The organism is Microbacterium sp. BG28 (assembly GCF_034044005.1).
Lineage (GTDB): Bacteria > Actinomycetota > Actinomycetes > Actinomycetales > Microbacteriaceae > Microbacterium.
Genome location: NZ_JAXCHA010000002.1, coordinates 387,421 through 410,754 on the forward strand (window position 1 = coordinate 387,421; position 23,334 = coordinate 410,754).

The window sequence follows — 23,334 nt, forward strand, 5'->3', positions numbered from 1 at the left end:
ACCACTGGAGGTCATCGTGTCCGACACCATCACACCGGAGCTCGTCGTCCTCGACGAGGATCTCGGCGCCGACAAGGCAGCCGTCATCCGGGCCCTTGCCGCGCGCGTGGTCGCCGCGGGTCGGGCCACGGATGCCGAGGCGCTGTTCGCCGACGCCTGGGCGCGCGAGGAGAAGGATGAGACCGGCCTGCCCGGCGGCATCGCGATCCCGCACGCGAAGAGTCCCGCCGTCTCGCAGGCGTCTCTCGCCTTCGCCAGGCTGAAGCCCGCGGTCGCCTTCGGCGCCGCCGACGGCCCCGCGGATCTCGTCTTCCTGATCGCGGCCCCCGCGGATGCCGCCGAGGAGCACCTGGCCGTGCTGTCCCGCCTCGCGCGGAGCCTCATGCAGGAGTCGTTCACGAGCGAGCTCCGTCAGGCCCCCGATGCGGCGGTCGTGGTGTCCACGGTGCGTCAGGCGATCGGCGAGGAGCAGGTCGCAGCGCCCGCGGCGACTCCGGCCGCGCCCGCCGCATCCGCCTCGCCCGCGCTCGAGGTCGACGGCCGCCCCGCGCGCATCGTCGCCGTCACCGCCTGTGCGACCGGTATCGCGCACACGTTCATGGCGGCCGACGCGCTGACCGCGGCCGGCAAGGAGCAGGGCATCGACCTCATCGTGGAGCCCCAGGGCTCCAGTGGCTACAAGGCGCTTCCGCAGAGCGTGATCGATGACGCCGACGCGGTGATCTTCGCCGTCGACGTGGATGTGCGCGAGCCGCAGCGGTTCGCCGGCAAGCCTGTCGTGCGCTCCGGCGTGAAGCGCGGCATCGAGCAGCCCGTCGCCCTCATCACCGAGGCCCTCGCGGCGGCGAAGGATCCGAGCGGCGCACGCGTGCCGGCCGCATCCGGCGGCGCCTCCGCTGCGAGCAGCGCTCCCGCGCAGAACGAGCGGTGGGGCGCCAAGATCCAGCGGATCCTCCTCACGGGTGTGAGCTACATGATCCCGTTCGTCGCCGGCGGTGGTCTGCTCATCGCCCTGGGCTTCCTGCTGGGCGGCTACCAGGTGACTGCCGACGCCGGCAAGGTCATCATCGACAACTCGTTGTGGAACCTGCCGACGGAGAACATCACGTCGCCGCTGGGGCCGATCGGCCAGTACCTGGGCTCCGTCGCGTTCATGATCGGCGCGACGTCGATGGGCTTCCTCGTGTCGGCGCTGGCGGGTTACATCGCGTTCGCGATCGCGGATCGGCCCGGCATCGCGCCCGGTTTCGTCGCGGGCGCCGTGGCTGTGCTCATGAACGCCGGCTTCATCGGCGGCATCATCGGCGGTCTGCTCGCCGGTTTCATCGCCTGGTGGCTCGGCCGCCTGAACCCGCCGCGCTGGCTGCGGGGCCTGATGCCGGTCGTGATCATCCCGTTGGTCGGCTCGATCATCGCCTCGGGTCTGATGATCCTCTTCCTGGGTCGCCCGATCGCGGCTCTCATGGACGCGCTCAACGTCGGCCTGACCGACCTCGCCGGCACCGGCGCGATCGTCGTCGTCGGCATCATCCTCGGCCTCATGATGTGCTTCGACCTCGGCGGTCCGGTCAACAAGGTGGCCTACGCCTTCGCCACCGCCGGTCTCGCCAGTGCATCGACCGCCGACATCCACGCCGTGCCGTTCCTGATCATGGCGGCGGTCATGGCCGCGGGCATGGTCCCGCCGCTGGCGATGGCGCTGGCGTCCACCGTCCTCGCTCGCGGCCTGTTCACCCCGGTCGAGAAGGAGAACGGCAAGGCGGCCTGGCTGCTGGGTGCCGCCTTCATCAGCGAGGGCGCCATTCCGTTCGCGGCGGCCGACCCGTTGCGCGTCATCCCCGCCAACCTCATCGGCGGCGCCGTCACCGGCGGGCTGAGCATGGCGCTCGGTGTCTCGTCGCTGGCGCCCCACGGAGGCATCTTCGTGTTCTTCGCGATCGATCCCATCTGGGGCTTCCTGATCGCGCTCGTGGCGGGAACGCTGGTGACCGCGCTGGCCGTCGTCGCGCTGAAGAAGTGGGTCGGACGCAAGGAACTCGTTCAGGCGCAGGCGGCTGCAGCACCCGTCGCGGCCTGAGAGCATAGAAGGGTAAGACGAGAGGAATCACCCATGGCAGAACGTCAGGCGAAAATCGCCAGCAGCTCGGGCCTTCACGCGCGCCCCGCCAAGCTCTTCGTGCAGGCGGTGCAGGAGAAGAAGCTCCCCGTCACGATCGCCCTCGAGGGCGGCCCCGACCTGAACGCGGGGAGCATCCTGTCGATCATCGGTCTCGGCGCCTCGCACGGCAGCGTCGTGACCCTGAAAGCGGAGGGCGAGGGGGCCGAGCAGGCTCTCGACGAGCTCGTCGCACTGCTCGAGACGGACCTCGACGCCGAGTAAGGCATCCTTCAGACGACGAAGGCGGATGCGGCCACCTCCGGGTGCCGCATCCGCCTTCGTCGTTCGTGCTCAGAGTTCGAGCGTGTCGCCCGGCTCGAGCACGACGAGCTCTCCGCCGTGCTGCTCTGCGGCCCATTTCAGACGGGCGCGGCCCATCTCCTTACCGGCGACAGAAAGCGTCATGTCGTGCGTTCCGAACACCTGGCGCGGCTTCACGGCGAGGACGAAGTCCATGGCGTCGCCGATCTTCAGCCACGGTGCACCCACGGGCGCGGCGAGCACCGTCACATCGTGGCCCTTGGGCAGCGCGTACGAGTCGCCGGGGTAGTAGAGCGTGTCGTCGACCAGGACACCCACGTTGTCGATCACCGGGATGCTCTCGTGGATGACGGCATGGTGGCCGCCGAAGAAGCGGAGCCGGAACGGCTCCACCTCGACCGTGTCTCCCGGGGCGACGACGGTGATGTCATACCCCGGCGCGGCGTTCTTGACGCCCTCGGGTGCGTAGATGGGCAGCCGGGGATTGGCTGCGACGAGTCGGTCGATGTGATCGGCCGTCCAGTGGTCGGGATGCTCGTGGGTGATCACGAGGGCTGCGACGTTCGACGTGTCGGGCAGGGGAGTCGTGAACGAACCGGGGTCGATGATGAGCTTGCGGCCCTGCTTCTCGAGGGTGAGGGCGGCATGCTCGTGCTTGGTGATTCGCATGACGCGAGTCAACTCTTCGGGGGTCGTCGAGGCAACCCGACACGGATCCCGGCCCCGATTTGGCGCAACGCAAGACCGCATGGCATACTTGAACGGTTGCCACGGCAGCGGCCCCATCGTATAGCGGCCTAGTACGCCGCCCTCTCACGGCGGTAACGCGGGTTCGAATCCCGCTGGGGTCACCAACAGAAAACCCCCGGTCAATCCGGGGGTTTTCTTGTTCCCTCATGGCGTGCGCTTCGGCAGAATCCGCTCGCCTGTAGTGCGCGCGCCACGCCGGGGCAATCCCCTCGGGTCGCGTTCGGTCGCAGCGTACGGTGCCGACGTTCGACACGAACGAAGGGAGCGGGACGTGGACGTGACAGAGCAGATCGGTGAGCTGGCGACGGAGGCGGGCATCCGCGTCGCGGCGGCGGAGTCGCTGACCGGCGGACAGGTGTGCACGGCTCTCGGCGCGACGTCGGGCGCATCCGACTGGTTCGCCGGGGGAGTCGTCGCGTACACGATCGAGACGAAGAACCTCGTGCTCGGGGTTCCCCTGGACATCGACCCCTGTTCCGCCGAGTGTGCGCGGACGATGGCGGTGGGGGTGCGCGACGCGCTGGAAGTGGATGCGGCCGTCGCCACGACAGGTGTCGGCGGGCCCGATCCGCAAGACGGCCATGCGCCCGGGACCGTCTTCATCGGCTGGGCGCGGGGGCGGCACGTCGGCGTGCGCGAGTTCTCCTTCGATGGGGACGACCCGGAGCAGATCGTCGAGGCGACCACGCGGGCGGCACTCGAGATGCTCGCCGAGATCCTCTCGGGCGCGTCGGAGGACGAGGACCGCTGACGCGTCAGTGGTGCGGCACCACCGGAACGGTGCCATCATCGCGCAGCAGGATCCCGTCCTGCACCGCACCGAGGGTCGGCGTCACCAACACCGCGATGAGCGCGGCAGCGGCGAGCAACTGACCGACCCGCAGATGCTGCGCAGGAACCTTGCGGCGCGCGGCGGCTGCTGCACAGACGCCGAGGGCCACGCTGAGGGCGAGGCACACCGCGACGCCCACGATGCTCGTGTGTGCAGGTTCGCTCGCCAGCAGCCACGTCGCGACGATCACCGCGAGGAGGGCTCCCGCGGTGACGGAGCGAGGAGCGAGGAGGCGGCCGGCGCGGAGTGCCGCGACGCCCCATCCGAGTCCGGCGATCCCGAGCGCCGCCGCACCGATTCCGAGGATCCGGTTCGCCGACGTCGCGTCCGGGAGGACGACAGCGCCCGCACCGAGCGCTGCGAGCACGAGTGCGGCGCCCCAGGCGAGGGCAGCAGTCCACGGGCCGGCGAGCAGTACTGCCCGGCGGCCCGTGGCTGCATTCGGGTGCGGCGTGCTCATGCTGCGGCGACGCGGGCGTCGCGGTCGGCGCCGACGCCGATGGCCAGCAGCACGACCGCGCTGCCGAGGTGCAGGAAGTGGTCGGGGACGTTCAGCGCGAGGATGTTGGCGGCGGTTCCCACGAGGAAGAACCCCGCAACGCCGAGCAGCAGGTAGGCGGCGCCGACGACGGTGTTCACCGTCTTGGCTGCACGGACGTTCGCCAGGCCCGCGACCAGAAGTGCCGCACCGATGAGCAGGTGGGCGACGTTGTGCAGCGGGTTCACGGCGAAGATGCCGAGAAGAAGCCCGCCCTCGGTGGCGAGGAAGCCGACGCCGCCGGTCACGGCGAAGCCGAGGAGACCGACGAGGAGATAGACGGCGCCGAAGACGGTCGCGACGATGCGGTTCGGGGACGAGCTCATGATGACCTCCGGTGTAGGGAGGATGCGGCGGTGTGCCGCATCCATCACTTGTTCGTGGCGGGCTCGAGAACGGATGGGAGAGTTTTCAGGCTGCTCACAGGAACGGGGCGCCGCTCCCGAAGGAACGACGCCCCATACGAACGGAGGTCAGTTGAGGAGACCACCCAGGCTCAGGTTCGACGTGAGGCCGTCCACGAGGTCGCCCACCTGCGCGCCGATGTCGCCGACGGATCCGTCGACCGACGTCTCGGGGGAGACAGGCGTCTCGATGCCCGTGTCGTTGCCGGAGCCGACCGGTGCCTCGACAGGAGCCTGCACATCGTTGCCGGAGGCGACCGGTGCCTGCACGTCGTTACCCGAGGCCACCGGTGCCTGGTTGCCCGAGAGAACGTCGCCCACGATGGGGCCCTGGATCACGCTCACGTCGCCGACGGAGGTGTCGGGGGCCACGGACGTCTCGGGGGACACGGAGGCACTGCCGGCCTCGATCGCGCTCGTCAGCCAGGTCTGCGCGGCTTCGACAGGGGCGCTGAGCGTCGTGGTGAAGGTCGACCAGTCGCCTCCGCGGGGTTCGTCTGCCGAGGCCGGCAGTGCGAATCCGGCGACAGCGATTGCTGCAGCGCCCGCTCCCGCAGCGGTGATGATTGCCAGACGGTTCTTCGTGTTCGTACGCATCGATATCTCTCCTTGTTTTCCGTCTGCGACCTTTCGGCCGCACACAGGTCATCCGAAGCCGGTGCTCGATCGGATGGGAGGAAAGATCTCAGGTCGTGATGGCGAACATCGCGTCGGTCGTGGGCAGGCCGCTGGGGGAGCCGCCCGCGGCCTCCACGGTGACAGCGATCACGTCGCCCGGCTGGAACGTGCCGTCGAGCTCGGAGACGGCGTCGTCGGCCGAGAAGGTGCCGGCTGGAAGAGGGGCGCCGTCGCGGATGAACCACATCTCGAACGTCTTGTCGCTCTCGAGCGTCGGCATGCCGTCCGTGACGAGCACCGCCCGCCCCGTGGATGCGGACCAGTGCGCCGTCGCGGAGGCGCCGTCATCGAGCGTCACGCTCGCGGACTGCGCGTCAGGGGCGTCCTGGATCTGCTCCAGCGCGACCTGAGCACCGTCTACCGGGTTCAGCAGGCGCCCGAGCGACAGGCCGCCGATGCCGAGCGCGAGGATGAAGGCGAGCGAGGCGGCGAGTGCGAACCACATCCGCGATCGGGCGCGGCGTGGCGCGGGGGCAGGCGGCGTATCGACGACCCGCTCAGTGTGACCGACAGATCGAGGAGCTTCCTGCGGCAGCGTGGCGATCCGCGACAGCAATGCGTCGCGTACCTGCGGCCGGGGTACCACGTCGCCTGCACCGTCGGCAAGGGCGGCGGCGGTGCCGAGCTCGGTGGCTACGATCGTGTTCCAGTCAGGATGGGCGGCGAGGAGCTCCTGGAAGCGCGTCTCGTCTTCGGTAGAGAGCGCGTTCAGGGCATGGCCGGCCGCGAGGTCGCGGAACTCTTCTTCTTCCATCACTGCACCCCCATCCTGTTTCGCAATCTGCTCAGTCCATCACGCATGCGCGTCTTCACGGTTCCCAACGGCGCCCCGACGAGCGCGGCGATCTCGGTCTGAGAGTAACCGCCGTAGTAGGCGAGGACGATCGCCTCGCGCTGCGCTTCGGGTAGTCCGGCGAGCGCCTCGGAGACGCGCCCGCCCTCGATCTTCAGTTCCACCGTCTCGGCGACGCCGTCATATGCGACGTCGAGATCGCGAAGGCCGACGCGTGCATCACGATCAGCGCTGGCCTGCGACGCCCGCACGCGGTCGACGGCTCGGCGGTGCGCGATGGTGAGAACCCACGACCTTCCTTGTCCCTTGTTCGGAGCGAAGCGTGAAGCGGATTGCCAGATCTCGAGAAAGACCTCCTGCAGCACCTCCTCGCTCTGCGAAGGGTCGACGAGGACGCGACGGATGAGGCCGAACATGCGCGGCGACAGCATGTCGTACAACTGCGCGAACGCGTTCTGATCGCCCCCGGCGATCGCGGCCAGCAGCGTCGCCACATGATCGATTCCGCCCGAGCCGTCCTCGGGAACCTCGACGCCGTCGATCACCACATCCACCAGCATGCCTTATCGCGCACGCAACCCCGCGGACGCGCGGCGGACGGGACCGCGATGGTAGGGCGCGATTCAGTGGGGCGGGTGCGGCTCAGCCTGGCTTCCGGAAGCGTCGGCGGCACCCCGTGATCGCCGGAGGCGCTGCGCGCGACGCAGACGTCGCACCGCCCACACGATCACGATGGCGACGGCGATGACGGCGAGCCACGGCAGAAGGAAGCCCAACCCGATCACGATGCCGTTCACGGTCGCGACGAGGCCCGCCCACCCGGCGGCGATCCCGTCGCCGAAGCCGGCGGGATCCGCGTGCGGCGCTGCGTCGCTCGGGGCGAGATTGACCGTCAAGGTCGACATCGCCACCTGATCCTCGAGCATCTCGAGCTGCTGTCGGTCCGCATCCAGCGCCGCCTGCCGGTCGGCGAGTGCGGACTCTGCGGCGATCAGGTCGGCGACTGATGCGGACTGCGCGAGCAGTTCGGTCAGGCGCGCGACCGACGTCTCCTGCGCCGCGATCCGCGCACGCAGGTCGACAGCCTGATCCGTCACGTCGAAACGGTCCACCGACGAAGCCGACACCGTCCCGAGAGTTCCGACCTGGTCGATCACATCCTGCAGCCGCTCGGCGGGGACCCGCACCGTGATCGAGCTCTGTGCGGGCGCCGGGGAGACCTGATCCGTCGTGGTCGGAGCGCCGGCGATGCTCGCCGATGAGACGTACCCCTGCACGGCTGTCACGATCGTGGTGATCTGCTGTTGGGCGTCTTCGGGGTCGTCCACGCTCATCTGGATCCACCCCGACGCGGAGACCTCGCGCCCCGCATCCGTCGCTGCGGACCGACCGCCGTCGGCCCCCGCGATGTCCTGCGCCGCGATGGCACCCTCCTGGGTCTGGATACCGACAGGTGCCGAACCGGAAAGGGACACGGGGTCCGTCATCTCCGCCCCGCGACCGCCCAGGACGACGGGGGAGACGAGCGCCGCCAGCGCGACGACCGCCACACCGGCGGCGGCTACGGCCCACCCGCCGCGGCGTCGCGCCCGTCGGCGCAGTCGGTCGAACTCGAGGTCGCGATCGATGCCTCGCTCGATCCGGTCGACCTGCTCTGCGGTCGGGCCCTCCGGCAGGGGCAGATCCTGCCCCTGCCCCCGGTCGTCGATCGTCATGATGCGTTCCCCTCCTGGACGGTGCCGCGCAGGCGGCTGCGGATGCGGGAGAGACGGTTGCGGACGGCGCCGTGGGTGAGGCCCAGCTCGGCGGCCGCGGCGTCGTAGGCGTAGCCGTGCGCGGCGCACAGGACGAACAACTCGCGATCGAGATCGTCGAGTCGCGCGACCTCTCGGGCGACGCGTCCGGCCAGCTCGGAGTCGATGACCGCCTGCTCCACGTCGATCGGCGACGGCATCCGCTCGTCGAGCGTTGCGCCGACGTTGTCGCGCTCACGGCGCAGCGCCCGCAGGCGGTTCGCGCACACCAGGCGACAGATCGTCGCGAACCAGGGGAGAGCCGAGGCTCCCTCCAGGCGGAAGCCGCGAAGCTTCTGCCAGGCCGTGACGAACGTCTCCTGCGCCGCATCCTCGGCGTCCGCGGTCGTCGGCAAGAGGATCGCCGCGATGCGGTAGACCGCGTCGATGTTGCCGCGATACAGCGCGCGGAAGGCCTCCTGGTCCCCGTGCGATGCGCGCGCGATCAGCTCCCCATCGCTGGTCATCGTGCCCCTATCCCTCGGCGTCGGACGCGCCGACGTCTTCTCTCACCCTCAGGTGTCCTCGGCCGCCCGATCGTCTCAGATCCGCATAAACTGTGGCGTCCGCCGATTCCGAAAGGCTCTCATGGGCTTCGAGATCCCGGTGTGGTTCCAGATCGTCGCGCTGATCGTGCTCGTTCTGATCCTGGCCGCCGACCTTCTCCTCATCCTCCGCCGTCCCCACATCCCCTCCGCACGGGAGGCCACGCTGTGGGTCGTGTTCTACGTGTCGTTGGCGCTCGTGTTCGCCCTCGTCCTGCTGTGGGTTTCGGGTAGCGCGGATGCGGCGGGCCAGTTCGTGGCCGGATGGCTGACGGAGTACAGCCTCTCGGTCGACAACCTGTTCGTCTTCGTGCTGCTGATGGGCCAGTTCGCCGTCCCGCGCAAGTACCAGCAGGAGGTGCTGATGGTGGGGATCATCATCGCGCTCGTGCTGCGAGGCATTTTCATCGCGTTCGGTGCCGTGCTGATCGACAACCTCTCGTGGATCTTCTACGTGTTCGGGCTCTTCCTCGTCTGGACGGCCTGGCGTCAGGCCTTCCCCGGCGACGACGAGCACGGCGAGCAGCGTGAGAACGCCGTGGTGCGGATGCTGCGGCGTTTCATCCAGATCCGCGACGAGTACGACGGATCGAAGCTGCGCACGGTCGTCGACGGCAAGAAGGTCTTCACGCCGATGCTGCTCGTCTTCGTGGCGATCGGCTTCACCGACCTCGTCTTCGCGATCGACTCGATCCCGGCGATCTTCGGCATCACGCAGAGCGCCTTCATCGTCTTCACCGCCAACATCTTCGCCCTCATGGGGCTGCGCCAGCTCTACTTCCTGCTGGGCGGACTGCTCGATCGCCTGCGCTACCTGCACTACGGGATCGCGTTCATCCTCGCCTTCATCGGCGTGAAGCTGTTCCTCCACGCCCTGCACGAGAACGAGCTGCCGTTCATCAACGGCGGTCACGGTGTCGAGTGGGCGCCCGACATCTCGGCGTGGGTCTCGCTCGTCGTCATCGTGGTCGCCATGGCGACGGCGACCGTCGCGAGTGTCGTGGCGGCGCGGCGCGAGGCCGCATCCGTCGACGAGGGCTGAGCAGCTCGGTCAGAACGAGCGCAGGTTCGCGCCGAGGCCGGCACCGTCGTACTCGCGGCGCAGGATGCCGCGACGGCGGAGGATCGGCACCAGCTCGTCGAGCATGCGGTGCACGGTGACCGGATGCACATCGCCCCACAGCAGGACGCCGTCGTTGCCCCAGTCGCCCAGCTGCTCGATGCGGTCCGCGAGTTCGCCCGCCGTTCCGACCCACCCGGTGCCGTCCGGGATGCGGCCGAGGCGGGCGTGCGCGGCGAGGATCTGCCGCAGCGGCGTCTCGCGCGCGTCATGGTCGCCGACGAGTCTGCGGATGCTGCCGTGCGACACGTGCGCGGCGAACAGCCCCTCGGGCAGCGGCCGGTCGAGATCGAGCGCGGTGAGATCCGTCTCCAGATCCGAGGACTGGCGCCGGGCGATCGCGCGCAGCGCGGACTCGTCGGGCGTGCGCGACGCTGCCACCAGCCGGTCCGCCTCTTCGGCGGAGGAGACCAGCACGGGCTGGATCGCGAACAACACCTTGACGTCCGACGGGTTGCGGCCGCGTCCGCGTGCGGCGCGGTGGATGCGCTCCCGGTAGGTGCGTACGCTCGCCTCGTCCAGGGGGGCGAGAGCGAGCTGCACGTCGGAGTGCGCTCCGGCGAAAGCAAGGCCCCGCTCCGACCCGCCCGGCGACACGATCGCGGGTTCGCCGTCGGTGAAGGGAAGTGCGTTGAGCGGTCCGTCGAAGCCGAAGTGTTCGCCGCGATGGCGGACCGCCCGCATCCGGTTGCCGTCCGCGTACCGATCATCGGCGCGGTCGAGCACCAGCGCACCCTCGTCCCAACTGCGCCACAGTGAGCGGATGCCGTCCAGCCATTCCTCGGCGCGGTCGTAGGCGGCATCGTGTCCGAGCGGGGCGTCGGTCCCGAAGTGGCGGGCGCTGCCGGTGTCGGTCACCACGTTCAGCCCCAGTCGGTGGCCGCTCAGGTGCTGCAGCGACGCGAACTGCCGGGCGGCCGTGTAGGGCAGGTATGCCGCGGGGTTGACGGTCGGGACGACCCCCAGGTGCCGGGTTGCCGCGAACAGATACGGAGCCAGCACGAACGGATCGTGCTTGGGGCCGCCGAAGGCGGGCCGCACCCGCAGATCGATCGTCTCCGCGGAGCCGAGCGATGGCGCATCCTCGACGATCAGCAGATCGAACCCGGCCTGCTCCAGGGTGCGGGCGGACTCCTGGTAGAGCTGCGGGGCCGTCCAGTCGTAGTCCCAGTCCAGGCTGGGCAGTCCCCAGCCGTGCGGGCCGAAGCCGCGGGCCAGGAACCAGCCGAAGTGCTGGAGGCGGCTCACCCGATGACCTCGATCGTGCGTGCGGATGCCGCCAGGGCCGCCGCCTTGAGCGCCCGCTCGAGATCGGCGATCAGGTCATCGGCATCCTCGATGCCGACCGAAAGACGCAGGGTTCCCGGATGCACGCCGAGTGCGGCACGCGCAGCGTCTGTGTGCTGCGCGTGACTCGTCGTGGCCGGATGCAGCACGAGCGAGCGGACATCGCCGAGGTGCGTCATGTGGGTCACGACCTGCACGGCCTCCACGAAGGCGCGGGCCGCCTTCTCGGCGCCGTGCAGAGTGAAGGTGAAGACGGAGCCGGTGCCGCGGGGCAGAAGGCGCTTCGCGAGCGCGTGGTGCGGATGGGTCGCGAGTCCTACGTAATCCACCGACGCCACCTCGTCTCGGCTTTCCAGCCACGCGGCGATCCGTGCCGCGTTCGCCGACTGCTCGCGCATGCGCAGATGCAGCGTCTCGATGCCCTGCGACACGAGGAAGGCATTGAGCGGCGACGGAGTCGGACCCAGTCGCGGGGCGACCGACTCTCGCACATAGGCCAGACGTGCGCGGGCACCGTGCCGTTCCCAGACGCTCGGCGCGCCGTCGTGGCGCGCGGTGACCAACTGCGGGAACAGTGCGCCCGAGCGGGCGGCGTCGAAGCGGCCGTCGTCCACGATCACGCCGCCCAGTGCCGCCCCGTGGCCGGCGAGGAACTTGCTCGCCGAATGGACGACGACCGCCGCGCCCAGCTCGATCGGTCGCATCAGGTAGGGAGTAGCGAAGGTGTTGTCGACGACGAGCGGGATGCCGTGGCCGTCCGCTACGGCCGCGATGGCGGACACGTCGAGCAGATCGTTGCGCGCATTGCCGATGGACTCTGCGAACAGCGCGCGGGTCTCGGGGCGGATCGCGTCCTGCCACGCCCGCGGGTCGGCGATGTCGTCCACGTAGGTGACGGTCACCCCGAACCGGGAGAGCAGGTCGTTCACGAGCCCGCGCGTTCCCTCGTAGATATGGGTGGAGCTGACCAGATGGTCGCCGGCCGAAAGCAATGCCAGCAGGGCGACGGAGACGGCGGCCTGCCCGCTGCCGAGGAACACCGCACCGGCACCGCCTTCGAGCTCGGCGAGGCGACGCTCGAGCGCGTCGACGGTCGGGTTGCCGGTGCGCGTGTAGCCGTAGCCGTCGCCCGTCGCGAAGTGCGCGGCAGCGTGATCGAAGTCGTCGAAGCGGAAGCCGGCGGTCATGTAGACCGGGACGGTGCGCGATGGCGCATCCGTCCAGTCGGTGCCGCTGTGCACCTGTCGCGTGGCGAATCCGTGGGTGGGTTCGGTCATGAGGGTCCTGCCGTCTCGGGTCGCAGCAGCCTAAAAGCGCCGCCTGCTCGCGGGCGAGTGCGGCGACACACAACGTCACCTGCGCGCCCGGGCGGTGGGCCGCGGCGCCGGAGCGCGGTGGTAGCCTGTGCGGGTGCGGATCGCTCGCCTTCTCCTTCGCAGCCGCGACGAGTCCTAGACCCAGGCCTCCCTCGTCGCGGAGTTCGTTGCGGGCTTGATCCACCGTCATCTCAGGAGAACGACAGCATGAGCAATCCCGATCACTCCGCGGCGTCCGCGCCGCGCACCCTGGCCGAGAAGGTCTGGGACAACCACCTGGTGGTCAAGGGCGAGGACGGCCAGCCCGACCTCATCTACATCGACCTGCACCTCGTCCACGAGGTCACGAGCCCGCAGGCCTTCGACGGTCTCCGCGCCGAAGGGCGCGGGCTGCGGCGCCTCGACCTGACGATCGCGACCGAGGACCACAACACTCCGACGCTGGCGATCGATAAGCCGATCGCCGATCCGACCAGCCGCCTGCAGATCGAGACGCTGCGCCGCAACGCCGCCGAGTTCGGGGTGCGCATCCACTCGCTGGGCGACGCCGAGCAAGGAATCGTGCACGTCGTCGGTCCGCAGTTGGGTCTCACGATGCCGGGCATCACGGTCGTCTGCGGCGACTCGCACACCTCCACCCACGGCGCGTTCGGAGCGATGGCGTTCGGTATCGGCACGAGCGAGGTCGAGCACGTCATGGCGACGCAGACCCTGCCGTTGAAGCCGTTCAAGACCATGGCCATCACCGTCGAGGGGACGCTGCGTCCTGGCGTCACCGCGAAGGACATCATCCTCGCCGTCATCGCGAAGATCGGTACCAACGGCGGGCAGGGGTACGTGCTCGAGTTCCGCGGCAGCGCCATCCGCGCCCTCTCGATGGAGGGGCGCATGACGATGTGCAACATGTCGATCGAGGCGGGCGCGCGCGCCGGCATGGTCGCCCCCGACGAGACCACGTTCGCGTACCTGAAGGGGCGTCCGCACGCCCCGAAGGGTCAGAATTGGGAGGATGCGGTCGCATACTGGCGCACCCTGCCGAGCGACGAGGGCGCCGTCTACGACGCGGAGGTCTTCCTCGACGCCGACGAGCTCGAGCCCTTCGTGACGTGGGGCACGAACCCCGGCCAGGGCGTGTCGCTGAACGACGTCGTTCCGACGCCGTCCGAGATCGCTGACCCGAACGAGCGCGTGGCCGCCGAGCGGGCGCTGCAGTACATGGATCTGGCCCCCGGCACGAAGCTGAAGGACGTCCCCGTGGATGCGGTCTTCATGGGCTCGTGCACGAACAGCCGCATCGAGGACCTCCGCGCCTTCGCGTCGATCGTGAAGGGCCGTAAGAAGGCCGAGGGCGTTCGAGTCATGGTCGTGCCCGGCTCCGCCCGGGTCCGCCTGGAGGCGGAGGCCGAGGGACTGCACCGCATCTTCGAGGAGTTCGGTGCCGAGTGGCGGTTCGCGGGATGCTCGATGTGCCTGGGCATGAACCCCGATCAGCTCGCTCCGGGCGAGAGGTGCGCCTCCACGTCGAACCGCAACTTCGAGGGTCGGCAGGGCAAGGGAGGGCGCACGCACCTGGTGTCGCCGCTCGTCGCCGCGGCGACCGCCGTGCGCGGAACGCTGTCGAGTCCGGGGGATCTCGATCCCGTCGAAGAGCCGGCGATCGTCGGGGCGGGGGTCTGACATGGAGAAGTTCAGCGTTCACACCGGTGTCGCAGCCGCCCTCAAGCGATCCGCCGTCGACACCGACCAGATCATCCCCGCGGTCTACCTCAAGCGGGTGACCAAGACGGGCTTCGAGGACGCGCTGTTCGCCAACTGGCGTCAGGATCCCGATTTCGTGCTGAACCAGCCCGCTTTCGCGCAGAGCTCGATCCTCGTCGCCGGACCCGACTTCGGAACCGGCTCGAGCCGTGAGCACGCCGTCTGGGCCCTGCGCGACTACGGGTTCAAGGTGGTGCTGAGCACCAAGTTCGCCGACATCTTCCGCGGCAACGCGGGCAAGCAGGGCCTTGTGACGGGCGTCGTCGCCGAGACCGACATCGAGGCGCTGTGGGCCGCGATCGACGCACAGCCCGGTATCGAGATGACGGTCGATCTGACGGCGCGCGAGGTCGTTGCGGGCGAGCTCCGGGTCCCGTTCGAGATCGACGATTACACTAGGTGGCGGTTGCTGGAGGGCCTCGACGACATCGGGCTCACGCTCCGCAACGAAGACAAGATCGCCGCCTACGAAGCGCGACGCGAATCCTGGAAGCCGCGGACACTCCCGCCCCTTCCCGCACAGTGAGGTACCGCATATGACACTTCTCGGGCAGACCACCGAATCCTCGAGCCCGCTCGCGGAGGAGGCGGAGATCCTCGAGATCCGCGGCGGACGGCCTCTTCGCGGCACCGTCGAGGTCAAGGGCGCGAAGAACCTCGTCACCAAAGCGATGGTCGCGGCCCTCCTCGGTGAGAGCCCGAGCCTGCTGCGCGACGTGCCGATGATCAGCGACGTCGCCGTGGTGCGGTCGCTGCTCGAGGTGCACGGCGTGCGCGTGGCGGAGGGCGACGAGCCCGGCTCGCTCGTGCTCGATCCCCGTGACGTCGAAAGCGCCCACATGGAAGAGATCGACGCGCACGCCGGTGCGTCGCGCATCCCGATCCTCTTCTGCGGGCCGCTGCTGCACCGGCTCGGACAGGCGTTCATCCCCGACCTCGGCGGATGCCGCATCGGCGACCGTCCGATCGACTTCCACCTCGATGCGCTCCGCAAGTTCGGCGCGATCGTGGAGAAGCTTCCCAGCGGCATCCGTCTGTCCGCCCCGCGGGGCCTGCACGGCGCCAGCATCCACCTGCCCTACCCGAGCGTCGGGGCCACGGAGCAGGTGCTGCTGACCGCCGTGCGCGCACAGGGCATCACGGAGCTGCGCAACGCCGCGATCGAGCCCGAGATCATGGATCTCATCGCGCTGCTGCAGAAGATGGGCGCGATCATCTCCTACGAGCCCAATCGCGTCATCCTCATCGAGGGCGTGCCGAAGCTCAACGGCTATGACCACCGCGCGATCTTCGACCGCAACGAAGCGGCCAGCTGGGCCAGCGCCGCCATCGCGACGGACGGCGAGATCTTCGTCGCCGGCGCGCGCCAGCAGGAGATGCTGACTTTCCTCAACGTGCTCCGCAAGATCGGTGCGCACTTCGAGGTTCGTGAGGACGGCATCCTGTTCGCGCGCGGCGACGCGCTGCAGCCCGTCACGGTCGAGACCGACGTGCACCCCGGCTTCATGACGGACTGGCAGCAGCCGCTCATCGTCGCGCTGACGCAGGCCACCGGACGCTCCGTGGTGCACGAGACGGTGTACGAGAATCGCTTCGGCTTCACCCAGGCCCTCGTCAAGATGGGTGCCGACATCACGGTGTACCCGCACGGTCTGCAGGAGGGGCCGCGGCGCGTACCGCGCCGCTCGCTGGAGCAGGCTGCGGTGATCACCGGGCCCACCCCGCTGCACGGCGCCGACATCACGGTGCCGGACCTGCGCGGCGGGTACAGCCACGTCATCGCGGCGCTGGCCGCGGAAGGCACCTCGACGGTGCGCAACATCGGAATCATCCGCCGCGGATACGCGGACTTCCTCGCGAAGCTGACCGCGCTCGGCGCCGACTTCGACGTCATCGGCTGATGGCGCCCCAGACGCACCGTCGGCGGCGCGCGTCGACGGAGAAGACACGGCCGAGCGTGTTCTGGCTGCTCGGCGGGATCGTCGTACCGTTCGTCGGCCTGATCGCCAAGATCGAGATCGAGGGCGAGGAGAACCTGCCCGAAGAAGGTCCGTTCGTGCTGGCCCCCAACCACCACAGCGAGATCGACCCGCTTCTCGTGGCCGTGGCCGTCTGGCGGATGGGTCGCGCCCCGCGTTTCATGGCCAAGGAGAGCCTGTTCCGGGTTCCCGTGCTCGGCTGGGCACTGCGCGCGACCGGCATGATCCCCGTTGCGCGCGCCTCGAGCGCCGCCGCTGCGAAGCAGGCGCTCGATACGGCCCGTCACCTGGCGGAGCGTCGCGCGGGCGTCATCGTCTACCCCGAAGGCACGCTCACACGCGATCCCGATCTGTGGCCCATGCGCGGAAAGACCGGCGCGGCGCGCCTGGCGCTGGTGGGCGACATCCCCCTCATCCCGATGGCCCAGTGGGGTGCGCAGCAGATCATGCCGCGCTACGGCAAGTTCCGGCTCTGGCCGCTGCGCAAGCGCGTGCGTGTGCGAGTGGGGCAACCCATCGCGCTGGAGGAGTACCGCGACCGCGCCGCCCACCCGGCGGCTCAGGCGGAGCTCACCGCGCGGGTCATGGACGAGATCGCAGAGCTGTTGTCGGATCTTCGTGGCGAGCCCGCTCCCGCGGCGCGCTGGGAACCCGGCGCCCACGGCCAGAGCGAGACGGGCCGTCTTGAGTAGGCGTGCCGCGACCCCCGTGACCCGCGTCGCCGTGCTCGGCGCCGGCAGCTGGGGCACCACCTTCGGCAAGATCCTCGCGGACGGCGGTGCGAACGTCGTGATGTGGGCGCGCCGCCCGGAGCTCGCGAACGAGATCCACACCGGCAAGCGCAACACGAAGTACCTGCCCGGCATCAATCTGCCGCGCACGATGACCGCGACCTCGCACCTCGCGGAGGCGCTCGAGGGCGCCGACCAGGTCTACCTGTCGATCCCGAGCCAGTCGCTGCGCGAGAACCTCGCGGGGGTCCGGCCGCTTCTCGAAAGCAGCTCGGTGCCGGTGGTCTCGCTCATGAAGGGCGTCGAGAAGCGCACCGGGCTGCGGATGAGCCAGGTCATCGAGCAGGCACTCGGATGCGATCCGGCGCGCATCGCCGTGGCCTCCGGGCCGAACCTCGCGCTCGAGATCGCCCAGGAGCAGCCCACCGCCGCGGTGATCTCCTCGATCAGCCCGGATACCGCGGAGGTCGTCGCCCGCGCGGCGCGCAACCGCTACTTCCGATCCTTCGTCAACACGGATGTGATCGGCACCGAGTTTGGCGGCGTGCTGAAGAACCTGATCGCGGTCGCGATCGGCATCGTCGACGGGGTCGGCTACGGCGAGAACACGAAGGCGTCGATCATCACCCGCGGGCTCGTCGAGATGACCGACTTCGCCGTCGCCCAGGGCGCTCAGCCCGAGACCCTGCAGGGACTCGCCGGGCTGGGTGATCTGATCGCCACGTGCCAATCGCCCCTCAGCCGGAACAACACCGCCGGCAGGCTTCTGGGGCAGGGGTACAAGTTCCAGGATGTCGTGGCGCAGATGCAGCAGACGGCGGAAGGACTGGCATCCGTCGCTCCTATCCTGCAGCTGGCCAAGGCGAGCGGCGTGCAGATGCCGATCGTCGAGCAGGTCAAGCGCGTGCTGGACGGCACGATGAACCCGCGCGAGATCGCCCCCCACCTGACCACCGACGACGACACCCCGCAGGGGGAGAGGACCCAGCATGGACAAGCCGGTAGTGGTGGTGCTCTTTGGCGGTCGCTCCAGCGAGCATTCGATCAGTTCCGCCACGGCGGGCGGGGTTCTGGGCTCGCTTGACCGCGAGCGCTATCGGGTGATCCCGGTCGGCCTCACCCGCGAGGGCGCGTTCGTGCTCGAGGATGACGACCCGGACAAGTTCGCCCTCGTCGCCGATCACCTGCCTGCCGTCGTCGACAACGGCACGCGCATCATCTGGCCCGAGGCTGCGGGCGACAGGCAGCTGCGTGTCCGCGACGCGGTCGGCGCCGTGCGCGAGCTGGGCGCGGTGGACGCGGTGCTGCCTATCCTGCACGGCTCGCACGGTGAGGACGGCACCATACAGGGCTTCTTCGACACGCTCGAGCTCGCCTACGCCGGCGGCGGCGTCATCGACTCCGCGTTGTGCATGGACAAGCACTTCATGAAGGTCGCACTGCAGGCGGACGGCATACCTGTCTCGCCCGGGGTGACGGTGCGCCGTGCCGATTGGAACGAGGACACGGATGCGGTGCGTCCGCGCCTCGCGCACCTGGAGCTTCCCTGGTTCGTCAAGCCGGCTCGAGCGGGCTCCAGCGTGGGGGTGTCGAAGGTGCACTCCGCCGATGAGCTCGACGCGGCCCTGCGGATCGCGTTCGACGAAGACGACAAGGTGCTCGTCGAGCAGGGCATCGTCGGGCGCGAGGTCGAGGTGGGCGTGCTCGAGGGCCGCGACGGCGTCGTGCGCGCCTCGCTTCCCGGTGAGATCGTATTGAGCTCGCGCGAGTTCTACGACTTCGAGGGCAAGTACCTCGGCGGCGACGGGGTAGACGTGGTGTGCCCGGCGGACATGACCGATGCGGAGATCGAGGCGGTTCGCGCCATGGCGCTGCGCGCTTTCGCCGCCGTCGACGGCCGCGGTCTCGCACGCGTCGATTTCTTCCTGACCGCCGACGGCCCGGTCGTCAACGAGCTGAACACGATGCCGGGCTTCACACCGATATCGATGTTCCCGAAGTGCTGGATCGCGTCCGGCCTCAGCTACTCGGAGCTGCTGTCGGAGCTCATCGAGACGGCGCTCACGCGGCGCTGACGCCTACGAGGTGCCGGGGCGTGCTGTGCACTCCCCGTCCTTGGGAAGCTTCGCGACCAGCGACGAGAGACTGTCGAGCACGTCGACGCTCGAGACCACGTCGTTGTCGAGGTAGATCTCCACGGCCGGCGTGCGCCCGAAGCTCGTGAGGCGGTACCGCGGTGCGTCGCTGTCGTCGACGAGCCAGTCCACGCCCGACACCGTCTGGCAGACGAGCGTCGAGGGTCCCGGCGGGGTCACACCGCAGGTCAGGATCACGGCAGCCGGGTCGCCCCATGCCCCTGTCGCCTGCGCATCCGTCCACCGACGATCCTGGCCCGCCACGTTCTGGGGCAGGTGAGCCGTGACATCCGCGCAGCGCGGATCGTTCGCGGCCGGGGCGGGTTCGAGCGCGACCGTGCTGCTGCAGCCGGTGAGGGCGAGCAGCGCGAGGGCGACGGCTGCCAGGCGGCCGAGTCGGGGGCGGATCACCCCTCCAGGCTAACGCGCGCCGCGCCGGCATCCGTCTCGGGCCGGCGCGGCGGAAGGTAGCGTGGCGGGGTGGACGAGCGCACCGAGACGACCGTGGCAGAGCTCAGCGAGCGGGAGATCCTGCGCCGCATCCTGGCGCGCGTCGGGACGGGCTCCGCCGTGGTCGGCCCCGGTGACGACGCGGCTGTGCTGGCGCCTGCCGGGCAGATCGTCGCGACCGTGGACACCCTCGTTCACGGCCCGGACTTCCGGCTCGCGTGGACCGGGGGTTTCGATCTCGGGTGGAAGGCTGCCGCCGTGAACCTCGCTGACGTGGCCGCCATGGGCGCTCGTCCGACGGCGTTGCTCGTCGCCCTGGCGATGCCGGAGGACACGACGATCGGCTTCGTCGAGGCCGTGGCCGACGGCTTGCGGGCGGCGTGCGAGGAACTCGCCCCGGGGTGCGCCGTGGAAGGCGGTGACCTGACGGTCTCCGACACCCTCACCGTCGCCGTCACCGCGTTGGGGGAGCTCGATGGTCCCGCGGTGCTGCGCTCCGGCGCGCGGGTGGGCGACACGGTCGCGATCGCGGGGGAGCTGGGAGCTGCCGCGCGGGGGCTGCGACTGCTGTTCGCGCGGTTCCGCGACGCCGATGCCACACCGGTACCGGTGGATCCGCAGGTGCTGACGGATGCGGAGCGCGAGGACATCGCGGCGCAATTGCGCCCGCATCCACCCATCGCCCTGGGCCCGCGTGCGGCGGCAGCAGGCGCGCGCGCGATGATGGACGTGTCCGACGGCCTCGTGCTGGATGCGACGCGCCTGGCGGAGGCCTCGGAGGTCACGATCGCGCTCGAGGCGGCTTCTCTCGGCCCGGATGCGGAGCTCGCGCTCAGCGGTGGTGAGGATCACGCGCTCCTGGCCGCCTTCCCCGCGACCCTCGATCTGCCCGACGGTTTCCGCCGGATCGGCACGGTGCACGCGCGCGGCCAGCATCCGGTCACGGTCGACGGCGCGAGTCCCTCCGATCGTGGCGGATGGGATCCTTACGCGGACTGGGACGCCGGACGCGGCTGAGCCCACCACAGCGCGGTGTCGCCGTGACGGCGCTCGCGTACCTGTTCCAGGTCTGCGAGACCCCAGTCGGGCTCGGTGGAGCGCTTCGCGCGTTCGACGACCACGAGCGCATCGGCGGAGAGCAGCGGACGCAGCAGCGCGAGCGCCTCGGCCAGATCGTCGTCGGCGATGTCGTAGGGAGGGTCGAGGAACACGAGGTCGTACTCGGCGCCGCCCTGACGAAGGAACGCGTTCACCGTGCTGCGGTGGGCTCTCGCCGTCGCGCGGGCAGCGCGGGCGATGACCTCGGCGTTGCGCCGCACCACGGCGGCGGCCTTCGGATTGTGCTCGACGAGATCCACGTGCACGGCCCCGCGACTGAGCGCCTCGAGCCCGAGCGCACCCGAGCCCGCGTACAGGTCCAGCACGCGGGCGCCCGCGAGCAGGTCCTGGGACTCGAGGGCGGCGAAGAGGGACTCGCGGACGCGATCGCTCGTCGGCCGGGTACCGCTGGCCGGCACGTCGAGTCGGAGTCCGCCGGCGGCTCCGGCGATGATGCGCGTCACCTCTTCACCCTACCGACGGGCGTGGGGGAGGCCCGCCGTAGAATCGGCTCATGTCCGTCACCCTCGATTCCCGTCTCGACGGCGTGATCGGGGGCAAGGCCGCGACGACCCTGCAGCGGGCGTTCGGGATGCGGACGGTGGGCGATCTGCTCACGCACTACCCGCGGCGGTATGCGAAGCACGGCGAGCTCACGCCCATCGACTCATTGACGGTCGACGAGCAGGTCACGATCGTCGCGCAGGTCAAGAGTGTCACCGACCGGAGGATGAAGAACCGACGAGGCTCGATCCTCGAGGTCGTCATCACCGACGGGCGCGGCGACCTCGTGCTCACCTTCTTCAACCAGTCGTGGCGGCAGGACCAGCTCAAGGTCGGCCGGCGGGGTACGTTCTCGGGCAAGGTCGGCGAGTACCGCCGTCAGATGCAGCTCGCGCATCCGGACTACCAGCTCTTCGAGGACGAGAACGTGGCGCTGATGAACGCGCAGGCGTATGCCTCGCAGCCCATCCCGATCTATCCCGCGACGGCGTCCCTGTCGAGCTGGAAGATCGGGGAGCTGATCGCCCACACGCTCGACCTGCTTGCTCCTCTCGACGATCCGATCCCCGACGACATCCGCACCCGCGAGAGGCTGTCGAGCTTCCGCGAGGCTCTGGAGCGTGTGCATCGGCCGGACTTCGACGACGTCATCGACCAGGCGGTTCACACCCTGCGCTGGCAGGAGGCGCTCGTGCTGCAGACCGCTCTGCTGCAGCAGCGCCAGCTCGTCCGTGCACTGTCGGCCGAACCTCGTCCGGCGGGGTCGCTGCTGGAGCGCTTCGACGCCGCGCTGCCCTTCGAACGCACGCCCGACCAGGTGTCGGTCGGCGATGCGATCGCCGCCGATCTCGTCGGACCCTGGCCCATGAACCGACTCGTGCAGGGCGAGGTGGGCTCGGGCAAGACACTCGTGGCGCTGCGCGCCATGCTGCAGGTCGCTCAGAGCGGCGGGCAGTCGGCGCTGATCGCCCCGACGGAGGTGCTCGCCGCGCAGCATCTGCGTTCGCTCACCAAGATGCTCGGTCCGGCCCTCGCCCCCGAACTCATGCCGACGCTGCTCACCGGTCAGATGGGTGCGGCCGAACGCCGCAAGGCAGCCCTGCGGGTCGCCGCCGGGCAGGCGCTCATCGTCGTCGGCACGCACGCGCTGCTCAGCGACAAGACGACCTTCGCCGACCTCGCACTGGTCGTGGTCGACGAGCAGCACCGCTTCGGTGTCGAGCAGCGCGAGACGCTGCGCGCCAAGGGCACGAGCCCGCATGCGCTCGTGCTGACGGCGACACCGATCCCGCGCACCGTGGCGATGACCGTGTTCGGCGACCTCGACGTGTCCACGATCCGCACGATGCCCGCCGGACGCGCCGGGATCGAATCGTTCGTCGCGCCGGTGGGGGAGAAGCCCGCATGGTTCGAACGCGTCTGGATGCGGGCCGCGGAAGAAGTCGAGAAGGGCTATCAGGTCTTCGTGGTGTGCCCGGCGATCGATGTCGAACCCGAGACCGCGATCGCCGAGGCCGGGCAGGAGCCCTCGACCACGATCGACGACCTCCCCGACGACGCCGGTGCCGCCCGACCGCGGTGGGGTGTCGTGCAGGTCGTCGGGCTCCTCGCCGAGCATCCCCGGTTCGCCGACAAGCGCATCGCCTTGCTGCACGGCAAGCTTCCCTCGGACGAGAAGGATGCGGTCATGCGCGCCTTCGCCGCGGGCGACATCGACGTCTTGGTGGCGACCACCGTCGTGGAGGTCGGTGTCGACGTGCCCAATGCGTCGACGATGATCATCCTCGACGCCGACCGATTCGGAGTGTCTCAGCTGCACCAGTTGCGCGGACGTGTCGGACGCGGCTCCGTGCCGGGTCTCTGCCTGCTCGTGACGGACGCGCCGCCGCGCACGTCCGCTCGAACGCGCGTCGAAGCGGTGGCGGCCACGCTCGACGGATTCGAGCTCGCCGAGGTCGACCTCCAGCTGCGGGGCGAGGGCAACGTGCTCGGAGCAGCGCAGTCAGGGGCACGATCGTCGCTGCGGATGCTGCGCGTCGTCACCGACGCCGATCTGATCGCGCGCGCGCGCAGCGACGGCGAGGTGATCCTGGCCGATGACCCCGCGCTGCTGCGGCATCCCGGACTCGCCGGAGCGATCGAGCGTCGGCTGGATGCGGACGAGCGTGCCGCGCTGGGAAAGAACTGACGGCTCTCCGGCGCGT

Annotated in this window: 24 protein-coding genes and 1 tRNA gene; 13 read left to right on the forward strand and 12 right to left on the reverse strand. The window is 69.8% G+C overall.

Annotation, left to right across the window (positions count from 1 at the left end; genetic code table 11):
* The first annotated feature begins 16 nt into the window (after positions 1-16).
* Positions 17-2,077 (forward strand): fructose-specific PTS transporter subunit EIIC, encoded by a 2,061-nt coding sequence (locus SK224_RS07500; RefSeq protein ID WP_320434111.1) that lies wholly within the window; start codon positions 17-19, stop codon positions 2,075-2,077.
* A 33-nt stretch (positions 2,078-2,110) separates the two neighbouring features.
* Positions 2,111-2,380 (forward strand): HPr family phosphocarrier protein, encoded by a 270-nt coding sequence (locus tag SK224_RS07505; protein WP_309731235.1) that lies wholly within the window; start codon positions 2,111-2,113, stop codon positions 2,378-2,380.
* A 69-nt stretch (positions 2,381-2,449) separates the two neighbouring features.
* Here SK224_RS07505 and SK224_RS07510 read toward each other — a convergent pair whose 3' ends face one another.
* On the reverse strand, positions 2,450-3,088 hold the full coding sequence (locus SK224_RS07510) for an MBL fold metallo-hydrolase (RefSeq protein WP_320434112.1): 639 nt from the start codon (positions 3,086-3,088) through the stop codon (positions 2,450-2,452).
* Positions 3,089-3,197: 109 nt separating this feature from the next.
* Here SK224_RS07510 and SK224_RS07515 point away from each other — a divergent pair.
* Positions 3,198-3,273 (forward strand) — tRNA-Glu (locus SK224_RS07515).
* 167 nt (positions 3,274-3,440) lie between these two features.
* Positions 3,441-3,920 (forward strand): CinA family protein, encoded by a 480-nt coding sequence (locus SK224_RS07520; protein WP_320434113.1) that lies wholly within the window; start codon positions 3,441-3,443, stop codon positions 3,918-3,920.
* Positions 3,921-3,924: 4 nt separating this feature from the next.
* Here the strand turns inward: SK224_RS07520 and SK224_RS07525 are convergent, their stop codons facing one another.
* From SK224_RS07525 to SK224_RS07555, 7 genes are all read right to left on the reverse strand, one after another.
* Entirely contained in the window at positions 3,925-4,461 is a 537-nt protein-coding gene (locus SK224_RS07525) for a hypothetical protein (protein WP_320434114.1), read from the reverse strand.
* Entirely contained in the window at positions 4,458-4,865 is a 408-nt protein-coding gene (locus SK224_RS07530; RefSeq protein ID WP_320434115.1) for a DUF4383 domain-containing protein, read from the reverse strand. Before SK224_RS07530 ends, SK224_RS07525 begins: the two co-directional genes overlap by 4 nt.
* 147 nt (positions 4,866-5,012) lie before the next feature.
* Entirely contained in the window at positions 5,013-5,540 is a 528-nt protein-coding gene (locus tag SK224_RS07535; RefSeq protein ID WP_320434116.1) for a hypothetical protein, read from the reverse strand.
* A gap of 88 nt (positions 5,541-5,628) precedes the next feature.
* Positions 5,629-6,375, reverse strand: coding sequence for an anti-sigma factor (locus tag SK224_RS07540; RefSeq protein ID WP_320434117.1), 747 nt, complete (start codon positions 6,373-6,375; stop codon positions 5,629-5,631).
* On the reverse strand, positions 6,375-6,974 hold the full coding sequence (sigK, locus tag SK224_RS07545; RefSeq protein ID WP_320434118.1) for an ECF RNA polymerase sigma factor SigK: 600 nt from the start codon (positions 6,972-6,974) through the stop codon (positions 6,375-6,377). The genes SK224_RS07540 and sigK overlap by 1 nt, the downstream gene beginning before the upstream one ends.
* 63 nt (positions 6,975-7,037) lie before the next feature.
* Positions 7,038-8,129, reverse strand: a complete 1,092-nt coding sequence (locus tag SK224_RS07550; protein WP_320434119.1) for a DUF4349 domain-containing protein — start codon at positions 8,127-8,129, stop codon at positions 7,038-7,040.
* Positions 8,126-8,674 (reverse strand): RNA polymerase sigma factor, encoded by a 549-nt coding sequence (locus tag SK224_RS07555; RefSeq protein WP_320434120.1) that lies wholly within the window; start codon positions 8,672-8,674, stop codon positions 8,126-8,128. The genes SK224_RS07550 and SK224_RS07555 overlap by 4 nt, the downstream gene beginning before the upstream one ends.
* Positions 8,675-8,795: 121 nt before the next feature.
* On the opposite strand from SK224_RS07555, the gene SK224_RS07560 reads away from it, so the two are divergent.
* Complete coding sequence (locus SK224_RS07560; protein WP_320434121.1) at positions 8,796-9,794, forward strand: TerC/Alx family metal homeostasis membrane protein; 999 nt, start codon at positions 8,796-8,798, stop codon at positions 9,792-9,794.
* A 9-nt stretch (positions 9,795-9,803) separates the two neighbouring features.
* Here the strand turns inward: SK224_RS07560 and SK224_RS07565 are convergent, their stop codons facing one another.
* Positions 9,804-11,120: an LLM class flavin-dependent oxidoreductase gene (locus SK224_RS07565; RefSeq protein ID WP_320434122.1), complete on the reverse strand. Its 1,317-nt coding sequence runs from the start codon at positions 11,118-11,120 to the stop codon at positions 9,804-9,806.
* Complete coding sequence (locus SK224_RS07570; RefSeq protein WP_320434123.1) at positions 11,117-12,436, reverse strand: O-acetylhomoserine aminocarboxypropyltransferase/cysteine synthase family protein; 1,320 nt, start codon at positions 12,434-12,436, stop codon at positions 11,117-11,119. The genes SK224_RS07565 and SK224_RS07570 overlap by 4 nt, the downstream gene beginning before the upstream one ends.
* Before the next feature lie 246 nt (positions 12,437-12,682).
* Between SK224_RS07570 and leuC the strand changes: the two genes are divergently transcribed.
* Genes leuC through SK224_RS07600 form a run of 6 tightly spaced genes read left to right on the forward strand, consistent with a single transcriptional unit; the run spans position 12,683 to position 19,018 of the window.
* Positions 12,683-14,152 carry a 3-isopropylmalate dehydratase large subunit gene (gene leuC / locus SK224_RS07575; RefSeq protein WP_320434124.1) on the forward strand — a complete coding sequence of 490 codons (1,470 nt, stop codon included), beginning with the start codon at positions 12,683-12,685 and terminating at the stop codon, positions 14,150-14,152.
* A 1-nt stretch (position 14,153) separates the two neighbouring features.
* Positions 14,154-14,759 carry a 3-isopropylmalate dehydratase small subunit gene (gene leuD, locus SK224_RS07580; protein WP_320434125.1) on the forward strand — a complete coding sequence of 202 codons (606 nt, stop codon included), beginning with the start codon at positions 14,154-14,156 and terminating at the stop codon, positions 14,757-14,759.
* 10 nt (positions 14,760-14,769) lie between these two features.
* On the forward strand, positions 14,770-16,134 hold the full coding sequence (gene murA / locus SK224_RS07585) for a UDP-N-acetylglucosamine 1-carboxyvinyltransferase (protein WP_320434126.1): 1,365 nt from the start codon (positions 14,770-14,772) through the stop codon (positions 16,132-16,134).
* Positions 16,134-16,904, forward strand: a complete 771-nt coding sequence (locus tag SK224_RS07590) for a lysophospholipid acyltransferase family protein (protein ID WP_320434127.1) — start codon at positions 16,134-16,136, stop codon at positions 16,902-16,904. The genes murA and SK224_RS07590 overlap by 1 nt, the downstream gene beginning before the upstream one ends.
* Before the next feature lie 16 nt (positions 16,905-16,920).
* Complete coding sequence (locus SK224_RS07595; protein ID WP_413816766.1) at positions 16,921-18,027, forward strand: NAD(P)H-dependent glycerol-3-phosphate dehydrogenase; 1,107 nt, start codon at positions 16,921-16,923, stop codon at positions 18,025-18,027.
* Positions 17,933-19,018, forward strand: coding sequence for a D-alanine--D-alanine ligase family protein (locus SK224_RS07600; RefSeq protein WP_320434129.1), 1,086 nt, complete (start codon positions 17,933-17,935; stop codon positions 19,016-19,018). The genes SK224_RS07595 and SK224_RS07600 overlap by 95 nt, the downstream gene beginning before the upstream one ends.
* A gap of 3 nt (positions 19,019-19,021) precedes the next feature.
* Here SK224_RS07600 and SK224_RS07605 read toward each other — a convergent pair whose 3' ends face one another.
* Entirely contained in the window at positions 19,022-19,489 is a 468-nt protein-coding gene (locus SK224_RS07605) for a DUF3515 family protein (RefSeq protein ID WP_320434130.1), read from the reverse strand.
* 69 nt (positions 19,490-19,558) lie between these two features.
* On the opposite strand from SK224_RS07605, the gene thiL reads away from it, so the two are divergent.
* A complete protein-coding gene (thiL, locus tag SK224_RS07610; protein ID WP_320434131.1) occupies positions 19,559-20,545 on the forward strand; it encodes a thiamine-phosphate kinase in 987 nt (328 codons plus the stop codon).
* Here thiL and rsmD read toward each other — a convergent pair.
* On the reverse strand, positions 20,515-21,090 hold the full coding sequence (gene rsmD / locus SK224_RS07615; RefSeq protein ID WP_320434132.1) for a 16S rRNA (guanine(966)-N(2))-methyltransferase RsmD: 576 nt from the start codon (positions 21,088-21,090) through the stop codon (positions 20,515-20,517). The two genes, thiL and rsmD, sit on opposite strands and share 31 nt — an antisense overlap.
* Before the next feature lie 50 nt (positions 21,091-21,140).
* Between rsmD and SK224_RS07620 the strand changes: the two genes are divergently transcribed.
* Complete coding sequence (locus SK224_RS07620; protein ID WP_320434133.1) at positions 21,141-23,318, forward strand: ATP-dependent DNA helicase RecG; 2,178 nt, start codon at positions 21,141-21,143, stop codon at positions 23,316-23,318.
* Positions 23,319-23,334: the final 16 nt, after the last annotated feature.

Excerpts from the sequence above, each read along its gene's own strand:
- SK224_RS07505 (WP_309731235.1), top strand. The coding sequence starts at position 2,111 with ATGGCAGAACGTCAGGCGAAAATCGCCAGCAGCTCGGGCCTTCACGCG.
- SK224_RS07510 (WP_320434112.1), bottom strand. The coding sequence starts at position 3,088 with ATGCGAATCACCAAGCACGAGCATGCCGCCCTCACCCTCGAGAAGCAG.
- SK224_RS07525 (WP_320434114.1), bottom strand. The coding sequence starts at position 4,461 with ATGAGCACGCCGCACCCGAATGCAGCCACGGGCCGCCGGGCAGTACTG.
- SK224_RS07530 (WP_320434115.1), bottom strand. The coding sequence starts at position 4,865 with ATGAGCTCGTCCCCGAACCGCATCGTCGCGACCGTCTTCGGCGCCGTC.
- SK224_RS07535 (WP_320434116.1), bottom strand. The coding sequence starts at position 5,540 with ATGCGTACGAACACGAAGAACCGTCTGGCAATCATCACCGCTGCGGGA.
- SK224_RS07540 (WP_320434117.1), bottom strand. The coding sequence starts at position 6,375 with ATGGAAGAAGAAGAGTTCCGCGACCTCGCGGCCGGCCATGCCCTGAAC.
- sigK (WP_320434118.1), bottom strand. The coding sequence starts at position 6,974 with ATGCTGGTGGATGTGGTGATCGACGGCGTCGAGGTTCCCGAGGACGGC.
- SK224_RS07550 (WP_320434119.1), bottom strand. The coding sequence starts at position 8,129 with ATGACGATCGACGACCGGGGGCAGGGGCAGGATCTGCCCCTGCCGGAG.
- SK224_RS07555 (WP_320434120.1), bottom strand. The coding sequence starts at position 8,674 with ATGACCAGCGATGGGGAGCTGATCGCGCGCGCATCGCACGGGGACCAG.
- SK224_RS07560 (WP_320434121.1), top strand. The coding sequence starts at position 8,796 with ATGGGCTTCGAGATCCCGGTGTGGTTCCAGATCGTCGCGCTGATCGTG.
- SK224_RS07570 (WP_320434123.1), bottom strand. The coding sequence starts at position 12,436 with ATGACCGAACCCACCCACGGATTCGCCACGCGACAGGTGCACAGCGGC.
- leuC (WP_320434124.1), top strand. The coding sequence starts at position 12,683 with ATGAGCAATCCCGATCACTCCGCGGCGTCCGCGCCGCGCACCCTGGCC.
- leuD (WP_320434125.1), top strand. The coding sequence starts at position 14,154 with ATGGAGAAGTTCAGCGTTCACACCGGTGTCGCAGCCGCCCTCAAGCGA.
- murA (WP_320434126.1), top strand. The coding sequence starts at position 14,770 with ATGACACTTCTCGGGCAGACCACCGAATCCTCGAGCCCGCTCGCGGAG.
- SK224_RS07590 (WP_320434127.1), top strand. The coding sequence starts at position 16,134 with ATGGCGCCCCAGACGCACCGTCGGCGGCGCGCGTCGACGGAGAAGACA.
- SK224_RS07600 (WP_320434129.1), top strand. The coding sequence starts at position 17,933 with ATGGACAAGCCGGTAGTGGTGGTGCTCTTTGGCGGTCGCTCCAGCGAG.
- SK224_RS07620 (WP_320434133.1), top strand. The coding sequence starts at position 21,141 with ATGTCCGTCACCCTCGATTCCCGTCTCGACGGCGTGATCGGGGGCAAG.